Source organism: Arthrobacter sp. AIWTK1 (assembly GCF_056680535.1).
The window spans coordinates 1,149,862-1,167,482 of record NZ_CM155287.1; the positions used below are offsets into that span (position 1 = coordinate 1,149,862).

Consider the following 17,621-nt stretch of genomic DNA (forward strand, 5'->3'; position numbering starts at 1 on the left):
TGAAAAACGGCGCTGTGATGGCGTGCGGAAACCGGGTGGGGACCCTTCCTGTGGTGCTTGTGGATGGCGGAAACGCCGGTTTGCAAAGCGATCCGGGATCGGGTAACTTAGAAAAGTTGCTCCGGAGCGATCCACGGCTGTGAAGTTGTGGTGGTGCCGGGTGTGTCTGTTGTTTGAGAACTCAATAGTGTGCCAAGTTTGTTGATACCAATTTATTTTATGGATTGGTTGAATGTGCTGGATTGTCCACCCCGTGGATGGTCTGGTGTTTTTGGCTGGTTTCAAATTTTGTGCAGCCTGGTTCCGCGTTTTCCCGTGGTGCCTGGTTGTGTCTGTTTTTGTTTTACTTCAACGGAGAGTTTGATCCTGGCTCAGGATGAACGCTGGCGGCGTGCTTAACACATGCAAGTCGAACGATGATCCCAGCTTGCTGGGGGATTAGTGGCGAACGGGTGAGTAACACGTGAGTAACCTGCCCTTAACTCTGGGATAAGCCTGGGAAACTGGGTCTAATACCGGATATGACTCCTCATCGCATGGTGGGGGGTGGAAAGCTTTTTGTGGTTTTGGATGGACTCGCGGCCTATCAGCTTGTTGGTGAGGTAATGGCTCACCAAGGCGACGACGGGTAGCCGGCCTGAGAGGGTGACCGGCCACACTGGGACTGAGACACGGCCCAGACTCCTACGGGAGGCAGCAGTGGGGAATATTGCACAATGGGCGAAAGCCTGATGCAGCGACGCCGCGTGAGGGATGACGGCCTTCGGGTTGTAAACCTCTTTCAGTAGGGAAGAAGCGAAAGTGACGGTACCTGCAGAAGAAGCGCCGGCTAACTACGTGCCAGCAGCCGCGGTAATACGTAGGGCGCAAGCGTTATCCGGAATTATTGGGCGTAAAGAGCTCGTAGGCGGTTTGTCGCGTCTGCCGTGAAAGTCCGGGGCTCAACTCCGGATCTGCGGTGGGTACGGGCAGACTAGAGTGATGTAGGGGAGACTGGAATTCCTGGTGTAGCGGTGAAATGCGCAGATATCAGGAGGAACACCGATGGCGAAGGCAGGTCTCTGGGCATTAACTGACGCTGAGGAGCGAAAGCATGGGGAGCGAACAGGATTAGATACCCTGGTAGTCCATGCCGTAAACGTTGGGCACTAGGTGTGGGGGACATTCCACGTTTTCCGCGCCGTAGCTAACGCATTAAGTGCCCCGCCTGGGGAGTACGGCCGCAAGGCTAAAACTCAAAGGAATTGACGGGGGCCCGCACAAGCGGCGGAGCATGCGGATTAATTCGATGCAACGCGAAGAACCTTACCAAGGCTTGACATGGGCCGGACCGGGCTGGAAACAGTCCTTCCCCTTTGGGGCCGGTTCACAGGTGGTGCATGGTTGTCGTCAGCTCGTGTCGTGAGATGTTGGGTTAAGTCCCGCAACGAGCGCAACCCTCGTTCCATGTTGCCAGCGCGTAATGGCGGGGACTCATGGGAGACTGCCGGGGTCAACTCGGAGGAAGGTGGGGACGACGTCAAATCATCATGCCCCTTATGTCTTGGGCTTCACGCATGCTACAATGGCCGGTACAAAGGGTTGCGATACTGTGAGGTGGAGCTAATCCCAAAAAGCCGGTCTCAGTTCGGATTGGGGTCTGCAACTCGACCCCATGAAGTCGGAGTCGCTAGTAATCGCAGATCAGCAACGCTGCGGTGAATACGTTCCCGGGCCTTGTACACACCGCCCGTCAAGTCACGAAAGTTGGTAACACCCGAAGCCGGTGGCCTAACCCCTTGTGGGAGGGAGCTGTCGAAGGTGGGACTGGCGATTGGGACTAAGTCGTAACAAGGTAGCCGTACCGGAAGGTGCGGCTGGATCACCTCCTTTCTAAGGAGCACCTACAATCACCCTGCCTCATGTATGTGAGTGTTCGGGGGTTGTCAGGAGTACGCCCGTTGCGCAGACGCTAGTTCTGCGGCGGGTGCTCACGGGTGGAATATCAACAAATAGCGGCCGCATGGTTTTGTCCTTGCCCAGTACGGATGTGCTGCTCTCTTGTGGAGCAGGGTGTCCTGGAACGGCGGGGGCGGAGTTGGTGCGGTTTAGTGTTTGGCACACTGTTGGGTCCTGAGGCAACAGGACCATGATCTCCCTTTGCGGGGTTGATCCTGGTACTTGTTTGTTTCTGGTTTCCCGGCTGCAGCGAGCATGCACTGTTTGGGTGTGTGGGGTGTGTGGTACGGGGTTGTTGTTTGAGAACTACATAGTGGACGCGAGCATCTTTTATAAGAAGCAATTTCCAAGAATATGAACCTGGATCTGGCTGCGCGTGATGATGATTCCTTGTCTTTCGGGGCGGGGGGTGGTTGTTGGGTGTGGTTGGTTTCTGTGGTTCTCTCGAAAATTTCTGATTGATCTTTTGTGGTCAAGTTTTTAAGAGCACACGGTGGATGCCTTGGCATTAGGAGCCGAAGAAGGACGTAGGAATCTGCGATAAGCCTGGGGGAGTCGATAACCGGACTGTGATCCCAGGGTGTCCGAATGGGGAAACCCCGCCAGGGACGCGAGTTACCTGGTGACCCGCATCTGAACACATAGGGTGCGTGGAGGGAACGCGGGGAAGTGAAACATCTCAGTACCCGCAGGAAGAGAAAACAATAGTGATTCCGTTAGTAGTGGCGAGCGAACGCGGATCAGGCTAAACCGTTCCATGTGTGATAGCCGGCGGGCGTTGCATGGTCGGGGTTGTGGGACTTTCCGTTCTGTCTCTGCCGGGACAGTGGGGTGTGATGTGCAGGCATAGGTGAACGGTCTTGAAAGGCCGGCCAGAGAGGGTGTGAGCCCCGTAACCGTAATGTTGTGTACCGCCTGGAGAGTATCCCAAGTAGCACGGGGCCCGAGAAATCCCGTGCGAATCTGTCAGGACCACCTGATAAGCCTAAATACTCCCTAATGACCGATAGCGGACCAGTACCGTGAGGGAAAGGTGAAAAGTACCCCGGGAGGGGAGTGAAACAGTACCTGAAACCGTGTGCTTACAATCCGTCGGAGCCAGTCTGATTCTGGTGACGGCGTGCCTTTTGAAGAATGAGCCTGCGAGTTAGTGTTACGTCGCGAGGTTAACCCGTGTGGGGCAGCCGTAGCGAAAGCGAGTCTGAATAGGGCGTTGCAGTGGCGTGATCTAGACCCGAAGCGAAGTGATCTACCCATGGCCAGGTTGAAGCGACGGTAAGACGTCGTGGAGGACCGAACCCACTTCAGTTGAAAATGGAGGGGATGAGCTGTGGGTAGGGGTGAAAGGCCAATCAAACTTCGTGATAGCTGGTTCTCCCCGAAATGCATTTAGGTGCAGCGTTGCGTGTTTCTTACCGGAGGTAGAGCTACTGGATGGCTAATGGGCCCTACAAGGTTACTGACGTCAGCCAAACTCCGAATGCCGGTAAGTGAGAGCGCAGCAGTGAGACTGTGGGGGATAAGCTTCATAGTCGAGAGGGAAACAGCCCAGACCACCAACTAAGGCCCCTAAGCGTGTGCTAAGTGGGAAAGGATGTGGAGTTGCGAAGACAACCAGGAGGTTGGCTTAGAAGCAGCCATCCTTAAAAGAGTGCGTAATAGCTCACTGGTCAAGTGATTCCGCGCCGACAATGTAGCGGGGCTCAAGTACACCGCCGAAGTTGTGGCATTCACATTTTATCCAAGCCTTTGTGGTTCAGGAGTGTGGATGGGTAGGGGAGCGTCGTGTGGGCAGTGAAGTCGCGGTGTAAACCAGCGGTGGAGCCTACACGAGTGAGAATGCAGGCATGAGTAGCGAAAGACGGGTGAGAAACCCGTCCGCCGAATGATCAAGGGTTCCAGGGTCAAGCTAATCTGCCCTGGGTAAGTCGGGACCTAAGGCGAGGCCGACAGGCGTAGTCGATGGACAACGGGTTGATATTCCCGTACCGGCGAAAAACCGCCCATGCTGAACAGGGGATACTAACCGCCCGAGACCTGACCAATCACCCTTGTGGTGTGCGGTTTTTGGTGGAGCGCGGGACCTGATCCTGGGAGGTAAGCGTATTAACAGGTGTGACGCAGGAAGGTAGCCGAGCCGGGCGATGGTTGTCCCGGTCCAAGGATGTAGGGCGAACGGTAGGCAAATCCGCCGTTCATGATGCCTGAGACCTGACGGGACCCCCGTAGGGGGGGATTCGGTGATCCTATGCTGCCTAGAAAAGCATCGACGCGAGGTTTTAGCCGCCCGTACCCCAAACCGACACAGGTGATCAGGTAGAGAATACTAAGGCGATCGAGAGAATTATGGTTAAGGAACTCGGCAAAATGCCCCCGTAACTTCGGGAGAAGGGGGGCCCCAACCTTGATGGACACATGCTGTCCGGAGGGGATCGGGGCCGCAGAGACCAGGGGGAAGCGACTGTTTACTAAAAACACAGGTCCGTGCGAAGTCGCAAGACGATGTATACGGACTGACTCCTGCCCGGTGCTGGAAGGTTAAGAGGACCGGTTAGCCGCAAGGCGAAGCTGAGAATTTAAGCCCCAGTAAACGGCGGTGGTAACTATAACCATCCTAAGGTAGCGAAATTCCTTGTCGGGTAAGTTCCGACCTGCACGAATGGAGTAACGACTTCCCCGCTGTCTCAACCATAAACTCGGCGAAATTGCAGTACGAGTAAAGATGCTCGTTACGCGCAGCAGGACGGAAAGACCCCGAGACCTTTACTATAGTTTGGTATTGGTGTTCGGAGTGGCTTGTGTAGGATAGGTGGGAGACGTTGAAGCCCGGACGCCAGTTCGGGTGGAGTCATCGTTGAAATACCACTCTGGTCACTTTGGACATCTAACTTCGGCCCGTAATCCGGGTCAGGGACAGTGCCTGATGGGTAGTTTAACTGGGGCGGTTGCCTCCTAAAAAGTAACGGAGGCGCCCAAAGGTTCCCTCAGCCTGGTTGGCAATCAGGTGTCGAGTGTAAGTGCACAAGGGAGCTTGACTGTGAGAGAGACATCTCGAGCAGGGACGAAAGTCGGGACTAGTGATCCGGCGGTACATTGTGGAATGGCCGTCGCTCAACGGATAAAAGGTACCTCGGGGATAACAGGCTGATCTTGCCCAAGAGTCCATATCGACGGCATGGTTTGGCACCTCGATGTCGGCTCGTCGCATCCTGGGGCTGGAGTAGGTCCCAAGGGTTGGGCTGTTCGCCCATTAAAGCGGTACGCGAGCTGGGTTTAGAACGTCGTGAGACAGTTCGGTCCCTATCCGCTGCGCGCGCAGGAAATTTGAGAAGGGCTGTCCTTAGTACGAGAGGACCGGGACGGACGAACCTCTGGTGTGTCAGTTGTACTGCCAAGTGCACCGCTGATTAGCTACGTTCGGATGGGATAACCGCTGAAAGCATCTAAGCGGGAAGCTCGCTTCGAGATGAGATTTCCATACACCTTGTGTGTGAGAGGCCCCCAGCCAGACCACTGGGTTGATAGGCCGGATGTGGAAGCGAGGACTAACGACTCGTGAAGCTGACCGGTACTAATAGGCCGATAACTTACACCACACACCACTGCGTGAACGGCATTCAAAAGACGTTCACACCAAGCACTGGTAAAAAGATAACAAGACTGCTTGCGTCCACTATGTGGTTCCCAACCAACAAACCCGTTGCTTGAGAACCGATAATTACATAACAACACCACAACTGCCCTACCAGGCAGAGCATGTTGTAACCACAGAATTTCCCGACCCGCCAGGGTTGTGGAGCAAGGGTTACGGCGGTCATAGCGTGGGGGAAACGCCCGGTCCCATTCCGAACCCGGAAGCTAAGACCCACAGCGCCGATGGTACTGCACCCGGGAGGGTGTGGGAGAGTAGGTCACCGCCGGAACACCATTCAGGTCGAGAGCCCCAACCACACGGTTGGGGCTCTCCCACTTTAACCACCACACCACACCAGCACCCTCTTAAGGCCCCCTTCCAAGCGACCCTCTCTCACTACCGGGGCCCTGGCCCGGGGCACCCGGGCCGGCCACCGCCGTCGAACCTCCGCCACAACCGAGAGAGCGTCCGCGAAAAACCCGCCACAACCGAGAGAGCGTCGCAAGGGGGAGGAACACCAGCCGTTCCGCCGTCGTTGTACTCACTGGTTTGGTACGCCGGGTAGCGGCGAACTCCATCATCGAATGGGAGACACTTCATGACTGCACGCACCATCGTTATCACCGGGGCTAGCGACGGCATTGGTGCCTCCGCCGCACGGACGCTGGCCAAGGCAGGGGATCGGGTGGTCGTCGTCGGGCGTTCGGCGGAGAAGACTCAAGCGGTGGCGCAGGAGATCGGCTCTGACTTTTTTGTCAGCGACTTTGCGGACCTGTCTCAAGTGCGCACCCTGGCTGGTCAGCTGATGGAGAAGTATCCGCGGATCGACGTCCTGGCGAACAATGCCGGCGGGATCATGGGCAAGCGCGAGTTGACGGTGGATGGCCACGAGAAGACTTTCCAGGTGAACCACCTGGGGCCATTCCTGCTGACGACTGAGCTGATGGATGTCCTGACGGCAAGCAAAGCGACGGTGATCAACACATCGAGCGCGGCGAACGCATTCGGATACGTGGACATTAACGACCTTGACGCCGCCGGCAAGTACTCCACCAACAAGGCCTACGGCACGGCCAAGCTCGAGAACATTCTGTTCACCACCGAGCTGCACCATCGTTATAGCGCCGCCGGCATTTCCACGGCCGCATTCCACCCGGGCGGCGTGGCCACGAACTTCGCGGCAGAATCCACCAGTTGGTTCCGGTTCGCCTACAAGACTTTCATCAAGCGGTTCATGCTCACCCCGGAGCAGGGCGCAGATACCCTCGTGTGGCTCGCAACCGCCAAGCCTGGGCAGGACTGGGTCTCCGGTGCGTACTACGCCAAGCGCACGCTGGCCAAAGCCAACAAGCAGGCCTACGACGCCGAGCTGGCGCGGCAACTCTGGGACCGCAGCGAAGCGCTGGTCAGCACCGACAAGCTCAACCAGCGAAGCTGATCGGTTATCCACATAGGGACTTGCCTCCGTTCTGCTTGCCGCAGACCCCTCGTAGCGTGGTGACATTCGCTATGAGGGGGATCCATGAAGAAGTTCATCGCCGCGCTGATTATTACCACCGTAGTAGGGCTGGCCGGGTGCTCACTACCTGTGGCAGCGCCTGCTCCACTGTCCGATCAGGAGTCCGTCCCAGCGACCACTGCCGCGTCTGACAAAGCCCCGGTGGTTAGGGACCCGGGCTTCGGCGACTCAGGCATGATCGTTCAGAGGCCCGCTCCCGGCCCCCAAACGCTAGCGCCGGCATCTCCAACCATGAGCGTCGAGGAAGTCTGCGCTGTATGGAAACAGGGCTTCAGGGTTATCGATGAAGGCATCGTCTCAGCCGGGGAAGCCATGACGCCCCTGGAGGAAGCTACGGCGGCGGCTCCTCCAGAAATCCGGGTCCAATCCGGCATCGCCACCCGGATTCTCTGGGGCCAGATCTTATATCCCAGCGATCAGCCGGCGTCGGCAGAGACCATGGGGTATCTCGCGGCTCTGCGTCAGGCCTGTTACGACCTGACCGGAATTGATGTGGTCGAAGGACTCGACAAGTAGTGCACTGTTCGCTGAAGCACTCAGCCCTCGAGACGAATGCCCCGCATCTGATCGATGGCATCTGCCGAGCGGAGCAGCGCGAGCTCCAGGCCGGACTCCGGTTCCGGGTGGGAGAAGAGATAGCCCTGCAAGGAGTCGCAATCCAGGTTGGTCAGGTAATTGGCCTGGGCAGCGGTCTCGATTCCTTCCGCTGTCACCGTCAGGCCCAGGCTGTGGGCCATGTTGATCATGGAGTTCAGGATGGGCAGTTTCTCCGCTCCGGTCCGGACCATCGAGACGAAGGAACGGTCGATCTTCACCGCGTCCACCGGAAGTTCCTGGAGCCGCCCCAGCGAGGAGTATCCGGTGCCGAAATCATCCAGCGCCACCCGCACGCCTGCGTCGCGGAGCAGGTCCAGTTGCCTGATCACATGGGCATCCGGATCAAAGAAGACGCTCTCCGTCACCTCCAGCACCAGCTGCCGCGGATCCGTGGCGCAGGACGCCGCCAGCCGCAGGACCCTCTCAGCAAACGTGCAGTCCTTCAGCTGCACCCCCGAGATATTGACAGCCACGGAGCGCGCGGCGTCCCCGGCGAGCCATGGCTGCAGCTCCACAAAACTGTGCCGCATGACCTGCATGCCAATGGCCGAGATCAGGCCGCTGCGCTCCGCCGTCGGAATGAACTGTCCGGGCGGAACCAGCTCCCCGTCACGCCTCCATCGGGCCAGGGCTTCAAACTGCACCACTTCACCGAGATTCGGCGAAATCACCGGCTGGTAGTGGACAGTGATCTGCCCGGAGTCCACGGCAAGCCGGAGGCCGGCCTCCATGTCCGTACGCTGGACCAACGCCGTCATCATATGCTTCTCGAACCGCATGTACCGGTTCTTGCCCGCGGCCTTCGCAGCGTACATGGCTACGTCAGCCCGGCGGAGCAGCTCGGAGGCCGCCACCACGTCCTGGCTCGCTGACGCCAGGCCCAGGCTGAGGCTAGGACGGAGCATGGTCCCGTCGATCCACATGGGTACATTCAAGGAGGCCACGATGGATTCCGCTACGTCATCGGGTTCAGGGGAATCCGTCAGCAGCACTACGAACTCATCTCCGCCCAGGCGGGCCACGGTGTCGTCGGGCCGGACGCAGGACCGCAGCCTGCGCGCCACTTCTGTCAGCATCTCGTCGCCGGCATGGTGCCCCAGGATGTCATTGACTTCCTTGAAATCGTCCAGGTCAAGGAGCAGGACGTCCACGGTTCCGGACCTATTGCCGCGGAGAGATTCAGCAAGCTGGTCGTGGAACAGTTTCCGGTTGGCAAGGCCGGTCAGCGGGTCCTGGAACGCCAGTGCCTTGAGCTGTTCCGCCTGCTCGGCGAGGTCGGCCAGGGCCTGCCTTGCCTGGTCCTGGGCAGCCAGCCGCGGGGTGACGTCGCGGAAGCTCCACACCCGGCCCACCACTTTGTCAGCCACTTTTTGGGGGCGTGAATACCGCTCGAAGGTCCGGCCGTCAGTAAATTCCAGGATGTCGTTGCTCTCGGCCAAGGGGTGCTCGTAGAGATCACGGACCTTGTCAAGAAAGCTTTGGGGCCCTTTCAGCAGCCCGAGCACGTAGCTGATCACTGCTTCGTCGTCATGGGTTGCCAACAACTCGCGCGGAATGCCCCACATGGACACGAACTGCTCGTTCACACCGGCGATCTGGCCACCCGTATCTACAACGAGGATCCCGTCAGCCGTGGATTCGAGGGTGGCGCTCAGCAGGGACATCGCCTCGCGCAACCCGTCGTCGGGTTCTTCGCGATGGGTCATATCCCGCACTGACACGGACATGCAAAGACCGGCGGCTATATCCAGGAGGCCGCACGCTATCTCGCCCTTGAATTCCGTGCCGTCCTTCCGGAGCCCGTACTCCTCCAACGGTGAACCGTAGCTGGACTCCGGGCCCCGGCGCGAAGGGCCTTGAAGAAACGCTGGAATCCCAGCCGGTACCCTTCGGCGAGAATGATCCGGTGGTCATGGCCCACCAGTTCCTGCCGTGAGTAACCGAACACGCGTTCAGCGGCAGGGTTCATGAGCACTACAGTGCCGTCCTGGGCCAGCACCAGCAGGGGGTCGGGCAGCGAATCAATGATGGCCTGGTAATCCTGGCCTGAAACTGCCCCCGGATCCGGGCTTCCCTGCAGCGCCATCACAGCACCCTAAAGACAACATGAGACCGTACTTGCTGCCTTGAATGTCCTCCCTTCCGCACATCATAGAGCGCAAAGGCAGGAACCGCCTGTCACGCGATCCGCTGAGGAATCAGACCCGCCCCGGTCCCCAGCCCGCGAACGGTCCAGCCTTCCGCCTGCCACGCCCCAGCATCCAGCACATTGCGCGCGTCCAGGACCGTCCGCCGGCGGACCAACGCCCCCGTAACCGCCGGCGACAGCGAACGGTATTCGTCCCATTCGGTCAGCAGCAGCACCAGGTCGGCGCCCTCAAGCGCCCGGTCCGTGCGCGCCTCGAACCGCAGCTGCGGGTAACGCATCCATGCATTGTTGATCGCCTTCGGATCCGTCACCGTCACGTGTGCGCCGGCCGCGGCCAGCTGCAGTGCGACGTCGAGGGCGGGGGAGTCGCGGATGTCGTCCGTGTCCGGCTTGAACGCCGCTCCCAGCACCGTCACCGTCCGGCCGGACAGACTGCCGCCGCACATCCCGCGGGCGATCTCCACTGTCCGCGATCGCTGGTCCAGGTTGATGGCATCCACCACGCCCATCCACTCGTCCACCGATGCCACGCCAAGCGCCGCCGCCTGGGTCCGGAAGCTGCGGATGTCCTTGGGCAGGCAGCCGCCGCCGAACCCCAGCCCGGCATGCAGGTACCGGCTGCCGATCCGCGGATCCAGACCCATCGCCTCGCCCAGTTCGGTGACGTCCGCCCCGGACGCGTCGCACAGCTCGGCCATCGCATTGATGAAGCTCACCTTCGTGGCCAGGTACGCGTTCGACGCCGACTTGATCAGCTCCGCCGTGGCAAAGTTGCACACCAGCCGCGGAATCCCGGCGCTCAGCAGCGGCCCGTACACGGCGTCCAGGGCCGCGGTCACCCCGAATGCGGCACCGCTCGTCCGGTCAAACGAGGCTGCCTTGCCGCCCGGCGCGCCGTAGACCAGCCGGTCCGGCACCAGCGAATCCTTCACCGCGGTGCCCTGCCGCAGGAACTCCGGGTTCCAGCCGAGCAGCACGTCCGGCCGCGCGGACAGGAGGCCCGCCAGCATGTCGACGGTCCCCACCGGCACTGTCGATTTACCCACGACGGCGGCTCCCCGGCCCAGGTGCGGGAGGAGGCTTTCGGTGGCGGCGAGCAGGTAGCTGAGGTCGGCGCCGTCGGACGTCTTGGACTGCGGGGTGCCCACGCAGAGGAAGTGCACCTGGGCTCCGGCCGCGTCCGCAAAGTCCGTGGAGAACGTCAGCCGTCCGCTGGCCCGGCCGTCCTGCAGGAGCTCATCCAGACCCGGTTCAAAGAATGGGGCCAAGCCGCGGGCCAGCTGCTCCACCTTGGCGGTATCGACGTCGATCCCCACCACGGTGTGGCCCATCGACGCCAGGGTTGCCGCGTGGACGGCACCGAGGTACCCGCAGCCGACCACGGAAATCTTCACAGCGTTGCTCCTCTTTTGGTTGCGACAGGCTCAACCGCCGGCATTCGCCGGGCAGGCTCAACCACCGGTATTCGTCCGACCGGTTCAACCACCGGCTCGCCGGCGATCACTGCCCGGTAATGCAGGACCAGCTCCGCGCTCAACGCCGGCCACGTCCGCCCCTGCACCGAAGCGTGGGCTGCCGTGGCGAACGCGCGGCGTTTGGCGTCGTCGCCCATCAGGTCCATGACGCGGGCGCGCAGCCCGGCCAAGTCGCCCGGTCTGTACAGCCAGCCCGTGCGGGAATTCTCAACCAGGTCCAGAGGCCCGCCGCGGCCCGTGGCCACCACCGGCACGCCCGATGCCATGGCCTCCTGGATCGTCTGGCAGAACGTCTCGAACTCGCCGGGATGTACGAACAGGTCGAAGGACGCCACCGCCCTGGCCAGCTGCTCACCGCCCAGGAACCCCGTAAACACGGCGTTCGGCAGGGCTTCCTGCAGCGCCTCGCGCTGCGGACCGTCGCCCACAATCACCAGCCGTGTTCCCGGTACGTCGGCCAGCACGGCCAGGTCCTCCACCTGCTTTTCTACGGCCAGCCGGCCCACATAGCCGATGATCCGCTCCCCGCCGGGGGCCACGGTTGCCCGCCACCCGGCGTCGCGCTTTCCCGGCGCAAACCGCGCGGTATCCACACCGCGCCGCCACATGTCCACCCGCAGAACTCCGCGGCCGCGCAACTGATTCAGCGCGAAAGTCGATGGCACAAGCGTCCGAGAAGCCAGCAGATGGATGTTCTCCACCCGGTTCCAGGCCCAGTTCTCCATAAACGGCACACCGTAGCGCGCCGCGTAGCTGGGGACCTCGGTCTGGTAGATGGCCACTGTGGGAATCCCCAGCTGGTGCGCCGCCTGCGCCGCCCGCCAGCCGAGCACAAACGGGGACGCGAGGTGGACAACATCAGGCGCGTAATCGGCAAGGATTCTCTTGACCCGGTTCACACCGCCCAACGCCACCCGCACGTTCGTGTACCCGGCCAGCGGCACGGACGGAAGCCGGTGCACGAACGCGCCGTGCACCACGTCCAGGACCTCTGTGTCCTGTGTGGACGGGGCGATCACCAGGACGTCATCGCCCCTTTCCTGCAGGTGCTCAAGCACCCGAAGGATGGAGTGCGTAACCCCGTTCATCAGTGGCAGGAATGATTCGGCAACGATTGCGATCCTCACCCCTCCACGGTGCGGGCGGCGCGTTGCGCCGAGGGGGAGCGGGCATGACGGGGAAGGGAAGGTTGGGTTAACAGCCGGGCTGAGTTGAAGCACGACGACGGCGGCGCTCGCTGCCGGGGCGGGCTTGCCGCCCAGGGCCCGGACCCCGGCCCTTGCCACCCCCAGGCAGACAAGGGACAGGATCCGGACCGGTCCGGGGGTCAGCGGCCGGCGGCCGAGTCCGCGCAGCCCATGGGGTCGGGCCAGTTGCCGATACGGGCGTTCGTGGCGTTGGGCCACCAGCCGATGGCGGCACGGGTTGAGGAGGGACGGACTATTACGGTGGCGCTGAAAAGCTGGGTGTGGATGGACATGACTTTTCTCCTGACTGAGTTGTGATTCCGTACGCGGACGGCGTCGGTGGCCATGCTCTGCCTGAAAAAGCGCAGAGGTGACCTGTTCAGTCGGGGGAAGACCCCGGATCGAATGACGGGCTGGCGGCCAGGATCAGCGCCGCGCCGGGCACGGGGCAGCGTCCGCCGTCGTGCAGCGGGCTCCAGAACCCGGGCACGTCAGCCGACGCCTCCGTGCCGGTACTGCCGGTGCCTGACGTCCCTGAACCGGACCGGTTCTGGAGGCCGGGGAAACGCAGTTCCGTTGCCGGCTCAGGAGCCGGAGCGGCCGAAACAACGTAGCCAACCGTGGCGGACTCCGCCCGCATGGCCTGCGTATTCGCGAGGAACTGCAGCGGTGTAACTGTGGTGTAGACCTGCTGCGGAGCGGCTCTGACATCGGCGTGCCGGACCATGCCGGCTTGAGGGGCCGCTTCAACGCCGCCGACAGGGGCCTCCGATTGCGAACTGACGCCCGAAGGCGGGACTGCACGCCCGGGGACTGCCGTGTCCGGCAAGGGCACCCGAACCTCTGGCAACGCAATCTGCGGTTCCGGGATAGTGGGACGCGGAACGGAGGGATCCGGCACAGTCGGAAAATTGATGTCCGGGAGCGCCGGTGCTAATGAATCCACCACGGACGCGACCTCGTCGACCGCCCCAGCCACCGTATCCGTGACAGTGTCAACGAGTGGCGTATCGGTGAGCAATGGGGCGGCGTCCGCCCCATTCGTGACGACTGCCGTTGTCCCGCTGACCACCGGGTCTACGACGTCGACGATGGTCGCCGCTGGGTCGGAGACCGGAAGCGGCACAGCGGCGACCGGAACTGGAACATCCTCGATTGTTTCAACAAGGGCGCTGTCCGCTTCCTGCACGGTTTCTTGGAGCAGCGAATCAGCAGCCTGCTCGATTGCCGCCGGCGGGTTGGGATCGTCAGCCGCGGCGCTCGCGGTGCCGGCGGACCAGGCCATCCAGGCGACGCAGAGGAGGAAAGCGAGAAGGCATGGGCGCAGGGCAGCAAGGCAACGATCGCGGAAAATGCCGCCCATCCAGATCACCCCCCAGAGGCAATGGAAAATCAGGATACGCCCGGTGGTGTCTGACCGTCCAGACCCGCGCGCTTGCGGACTAGTTGAGGGCCTACCGGCAGGCGCCGGTCGTTCGTTCGAGCGACGCTCGGCGGCAGGACCAGACGGCCGTAAAATTGGCTTTAGAGGTGTTCCATCGATGTCAGCGCCAATCGTCGCCCTCCTGATTTTCTTTGCCGTCGTTGCCCTGGTGGGGGTTATCGGAACGGTAGTGGTGGTTGTGCGCGACGGCCGCGGGATCCTGCCGCGGGAGGAATCCGAGCGGCCATGGATGGCAGGGAACCTGCCCAGCGTTCCCTACTCAGTCTGGCGGTTCTGACCCGCCCTCAAGGGGCGGCCGGGAGCGGGACTCAGCGCCCGCCGTCGTGCCTTAACACCTCCGGAAGTTCATCCACGTAGACCGTTTGCGGCGGATCAAAATAGATGACGAGCACCTCCTCGCCCACCGCAAATTCACTTGCCTTGTCGAACGGGTGGGCGTGGAAAGCCATGGTGCCGCCGAGGTACGGCAGCATGACTTCGCCGATGGTGCCCGGGCCGATGCGCCCGGTCACCCGCCCGATCTTGCCGGTGAGGCTGCGGTCAACATCCCTACGCATCGGGGGCTTTCGCCGGCCGCTTGCCTTCCCGGCTGTTCTTCAGCGCCGAAGAAAGGGCCGGAAGGTAGTCGCCCACCTGGGCGAGAATGCCGCCGAGCATCTTGTTGACGCCTTCCCCGCCGTTGAGCACAGTCATCTGGCCGACGTGCGAGAAGGGCTCGGCCGCTGCGGCGATGATGGCGGGCATATTCTCGGCGAGCTGCTGCGAAATGACAGCGTCCTGGTTGGTCCCCAGTGCCTCGGCGCGGGCCTTGATGCCCTCCGCCTCCGCCAGAGCCTTGGCCTTGATGGCCGAGGCGGCGGCATCACCGCGCGCCCGGGTGGCTGCGGCTTCCGCCTCGCCGGTGACCTTGGTGGCGCCGGCCGCGGCCGCAGCGGCGGTGGCATTCGCCTGTGCCTGCAGTTCCGTCCGCCGGGCGTTCACCTGTGCTTCGAGTTCCGTGCGGCGGGCCAGCGCTTCTGCCGCACTGATGTCCGCCGCCTTCTGGCCTTCGGCGTCGGTGCGCTTGGCGTAGGCCTTGGCATCGGCGGGCTTGCGGATGGTGGTCTGGAGTTTCTGTTCTTCGCGGTCCGCCTCGAGTTTGGCCACTTCGGTTTCCTGGACCACCACCTGCTGCCGGGCCGTCGCATCCGCCAACGGCCCGGCCTGGGCGGCGTTGGCTTTGGCCCGTTCGGCATTGGCCTGCGCCACGGACTGCCTGATCGCCGAGACACTTTGGGCGTCGGCGATGAGCGCCGCCGCCTCCGCCTCCTTCTCCGCCGCCTCGCGGTTCCTGGTGGCCTCGGCGATGCGGGCCTCCATCTTCACCTGGGCAATGTGCGGTTTGGCGATGTTCTGGATGTAGCCCGTAGGGTCCTGCAGATCCTTGATCTGGAGTGAATCCACCACCAGGCCCAGCTTCTCCATTTCCACACCGCTGGCGCTGCGGACCTGCGAACCGAGCTTGTCCCGCTCGCGGATGATCTCTTCCATCGTCATGCTGCCAATGATGGATCTCAGGTGCCCTTCAAAGACGTTGTACACCTGGCTTTCCATTTTGGGCTGCTGGCCCAGGAAGCGCCGGGCAGCATTTGCTATGAAAGGCGGGGCATCGCCGATTTTGTAAATCACTACACCTTCCACAATTACCTGAATGCCCTGGGAGGTAACACAGGAAACTTTGAGCTCAGTTTCATTCAGGGTGAGGGACAGGGTCCGCACGGTCTGAAGCCCGGGAAATACCAGCGCGCCCTTGCCCGTGACGATCTTGAAGTCCATACCGGCCCGTGTTTCAAGGGTTCCGCGGGTCAGGCCGGAGATGATCAGGGCCTCGTTGGGTTCAGCCACCTTCCACATGAGTTTTATTGCCACCCAGATAAAGCCAATGACAACTATGGCCCCGATGAGGGCGGCAATTAGCGGGAAGAATGCTGACAAGTCCGGCATGGCCCAGGTCCTTTCAGGTTATGGAACAGGCATCGCGGTACATCCCCAATAGATGCAGCTGCTCATTCCCTGCCGGTCAAAATGCGGGTAATTCAGGCCTGCCGGGCCAGCTGTTGTAGACAGTCTGATTGGCCCCCGCCGGGAAGTCCAGCAATTCGGCGGTGACGGGAAGGAAGCCTCTGTTACGGCGCCTGCCGCTGTGGAATGGTGGGGCAGGGGACCGGGGACCGCGGACTGATCCGGAGAGGAGTTTCACGATGCGTGGCGTATTCGTGCGGATCCTCGGAGCCGCGTGGGATGTCTGGCGGGCTGAACGTGGAGGCCCGGAAGCGATCAGCCGGCGGCAACGTGCCCGGCTTGCGGACCTCGTGGAGTTTGCCCGGTCGGCGTCGCCGTACTATCGCCGGTTGTACCGGGACATGCCGGAGACGGTGGCCGATCCGCGCCAGCTTCCCTCGGTCAGTAAACGTGAGTTGATGGCGAACTTCGACGACTGGGTGACCGACCCGCACGTTACATTGGCGAAGCTGAGGTCTGAGCTCCTGTCCGACCTCTCGCGGTTGGGCAGCCTGTACCGCGGGCTTTACCTGGTGGTCACGACGTCCGGCACTTCGGGTGAGCCGGCCGTCCTGGTCCACGACCGGTTCTCCTGGGTGGTGGTGAACGCGGTGGTCAGGATCCGGGAGCGCCGGTCCCTGGCGGGTGGCTCCGAGGTGCGGGATTTCCTGGTCCGCGGCTTGCGGGCGGCGGCCCTCGTGGCGTCCGGCGGACACTTCGCGGGTGTCACGCTGACCGAAGCCGCCCGGCGCCGCGCCCCCTTCATTGCCAGAAGGCTCCGCGTCTTCTCGGTGCTGAGGCCGCTCCCCGGGCTGGTGGAGGAGCTCAACACCTTCAAGCCAACGTTGCTCTACGGCTATCCGAGCGCGATGATCCAGCTGGCCGCCGAGCAGAAGGCCGGCCGGCTGCGGATCAAGCCCGTCCTGGCGATCTGCTCCGGCGAAACCTTGTCCGCTGCCGGACGTGTTGCCATCGAAGAGGCTTTCGGCTGCCGGCTCACGGAACGCTATCTTTCCTCGGAAGTCCCGGCGCTGACCAGCATGTGCAAACTTGGTGCGTTCCACGTCAACACTGACTGGTACATCCTCGAACCGGTGGACACGAACTACCGGCCGGTCCCGGCCGGCACCACCTCCCACACCGTGCTCGTCACCAATCTAGCCAACCGGGTGCAGCCCCTGATCCGCTACGACCTCGGCGACCGGGTAACGCTGGCACCCGAACCGTGCCCCTGCGGCAGCCCCTTTCCCGCAGTGAGCATCGAAGGCCGCTCGGGCGACCTGGTTTCGTTTGCGGCTGCGGATGGCAGTTCCGTCACCGTTCTGCCGCTGGCGCTTGGCACCGTGATCGAGGAAACCCCCGGCGTGCGCAGGTTCCAGGCGATCCGGACGGCGCCGGGGAACCTGACGGTGCGGCTCGAAACCTGGGCGGGCGCCGACCTGGGCCACGTGCGGAGGGCTGTGACGGAACGGCTGGATGCATATTTCGCAGCCCTTGGCGCCGTGCCGGTTGTGATTGAGCATTCGGATGCGCAGCCCCACCCTGACCCCAGCGGGAAATTCCGGCAGGTCTGGTCCGCGCGGTGAGCGGCAGCATAAGCGCGAACGGACAGGTGGGGCCCCGCCGTTTGGGGCTCAA

The 17,621-nt window shown here is 62.1% G+C and carries 12 protein-coding genes and 3 rRNA genes; 7 read left to right on the plus strand and 8 right to left on the minus strand.

What is annotated here, in order from left to right:
- Positions 1-348 precede the first annotated feature (348 nt).
- From AC1MDG_RS05410 to AC1MDG_RS05430, 5 genes are all read left to right on the plus strand, one after another.
- Positions 349-1,872: ribosomal RNA gene (locus tag AC1MDG_RS05410) — 16S ribosomal RNA — on the plus strand.
- 536 nt (positions 1,873-2,408) lie between these two features.
- A 23S ribosomal RNA gene (locus AC1MDG_RS05415) occupies positions 2,409-5,534 on the plus strand.
- A gap of 210 nt (positions 5,535-5,744) precedes the next feature.
- Positions 5,745-5,861: ribosomal RNA gene (rrf, locus tag AC1MDG_RS05420) — 5S ribosomal RNA — on the plus strand.
- The 16S, 23S and 5S rRNA genes sit together here, the layout of an rRNA operon.
- Before the next feature lie 309 nt (positions 5,862-6,170).
- On the plus strand, positions 6,171-7,010 hold the full coding sequence (locus tag AC1MDG_RS05425; RefSeq protein ID WP_479807998.1) for an SDR family NAD(P)-dependent oxidoreductase: 840 nt from the start codon (positions 6,171-6,173) through the stop codon (positions 7,008-7,010).
- A gap of 312 nt (positions 7,011-7,322) precedes the next feature.
- Entirely contained in the window at positions 7,323-7,607 is a 285-nt protein-coding gene (locus tag AC1MDG_RS05430; protein ID WP_479807999.1) for a hypothetical protein, read from the plus strand.
- Positions 7,608-7,627: 20 nt separating this feature from the next.
- Here the strand turns inward: AC1MDG_RS05430 and AC1MDG_RS05435 are convergent, their stop codons facing one another.
- From AC1MDG_RS05435 to AC1MDG_RS05460, 6 genes are all read right to left on the minus strand, one after another.
- On the minus strand, positions 7,628-9,394 hold the full coding sequence (locus AC1MDG_RS05435) for a putative bifunctional diguanylate cyclase/phosphodiesterase (RefSeq protein WP_479808000.1): 1,767 nt from the start codon (positions 9,392-9,394) through the stop codon (positions 7,628-7,630).
- Positions 9,395-9,450: 56 nt separating this feature from the next.
- The gene (locus tag AC1MDG_RS05440; RefSeq protein WP_479808001.1) at positions 9,451-9,774 is read right to left on the minus strand and encodes a PAS domain S-box protein; all 324 of its coding nucleotides are present in this window, start codon (positions 9,772-9,774) and stop codon (positions 9,451-9,453) included.
- A 92-nt stretch (positions 9,775-9,866) separates the two neighbouring features.
- Positions 9,867-11,231, minus strand: coding sequence for a UDP-glucose dehydrogenase family protein (locus AC1MDG_RS05445; RefSeq protein WP_479808002.1), 1,365 nt, complete (start codon positions 11,229-11,231; stop codon positions 9,867-9,869).
- On the minus strand, positions 11,228-12,439 hold the full coding sequence (locus AC1MDG_RS05450) for a glycosyltransferase family 4 protein (RefSeq protein ID WP_479808003.1): 1,212 nt from the start codon (positions 12,437-12,439) through the stop codon (positions 11,228-11,230). The genes AC1MDG_RS05445 and AC1MDG_RS05450 overlap by 4 nt, the downstream gene beginning before the upstream one ends.
- A gap of 200 nt (positions 12,440-12,639) precedes the next feature.
- Positions 12,640-12,792, minus strand: coding sequence for a hypothetical protein (locus AC1MDG_RS05455; RefSeq protein WP_479808004.1), 153 nt, complete (start codon positions 12,790-12,792; stop codon positions 12,640-12,642).
- Between the two features lie 86 nt (positions 12,793-12,878).
- Positions 12,879-13,862 carry a hypothetical protein gene (locus tag AC1MDG_RS05460; protein ID WP_479808005.1) on the minus strand — a complete coding sequence of 328 codons (984 nt, stop codon included), beginning with the start codon at positions 13,860-13,862 and terminating at the stop codon, positions 12,879-12,881.
- A gap of 178 nt (positions 13,863-14,040) precedes the next feature.
- Here AC1MDG_RS05460 and AC1MDG_RS05465 point away from each other — a divergent pair, with 178 nt between their 5' ends.
- Positions 14,041-14,220, plus strand: a complete 180-nt coding sequence (locus AC1MDG_RS05465) for a hypothetical protein (protein WP_479808006.1) — start codon at positions 14,041-14,043, stop codon at positions 14,218-14,220.
- 31 nt (positions 14,221-14,251) lie between these two features.
- Here AC1MDG_RS05465 and AC1MDG_RS05470 read toward each other — a convergent pair whose 3' ends face one another.
- Both AC1MDG_RS05470 and AC1MDG_RS05475 read right to left on the minus strand, forming a co-directional pair.
- Complete coding sequence (locus AC1MDG_RS05470) at positions 14,252-14,500, minus strand: hypothetical protein (protein ID WP_043479256.1); 249 nt, start codon at positions 14,498-14,500, stop codon at positions 14,252-14,254.
- Positions 14,493-15,926, minus strand: coding sequence for a flotillin family protein (locus AC1MDG_RS05475; RefSeq protein WP_011690934.1), 1,434 nt, complete (start codon positions 15,924-15,926; stop codon positions 14,493-14,495). The genes AC1MDG_RS05470 and AC1MDG_RS05475 overlap by 8 nt, the downstream gene beginning before the upstream one ends.
- Before the next feature lie 257 nt (positions 15,927-16,183).
- On the opposite strand from AC1MDG_RS05475, the gene AC1MDG_RS05480 reads away from it, so the two are divergent.
- Entirely contained in the window at positions 16,184-17,569 is a 1,386-nt protein-coding gene (locus tag AC1MDG_RS05480) for a phenylacetate--CoA ligase family protein (protein ID WP_479808007.1), read from the plus strand.
- Positions 17,570-17,621 lie beyond the last annotated feature (52 nt).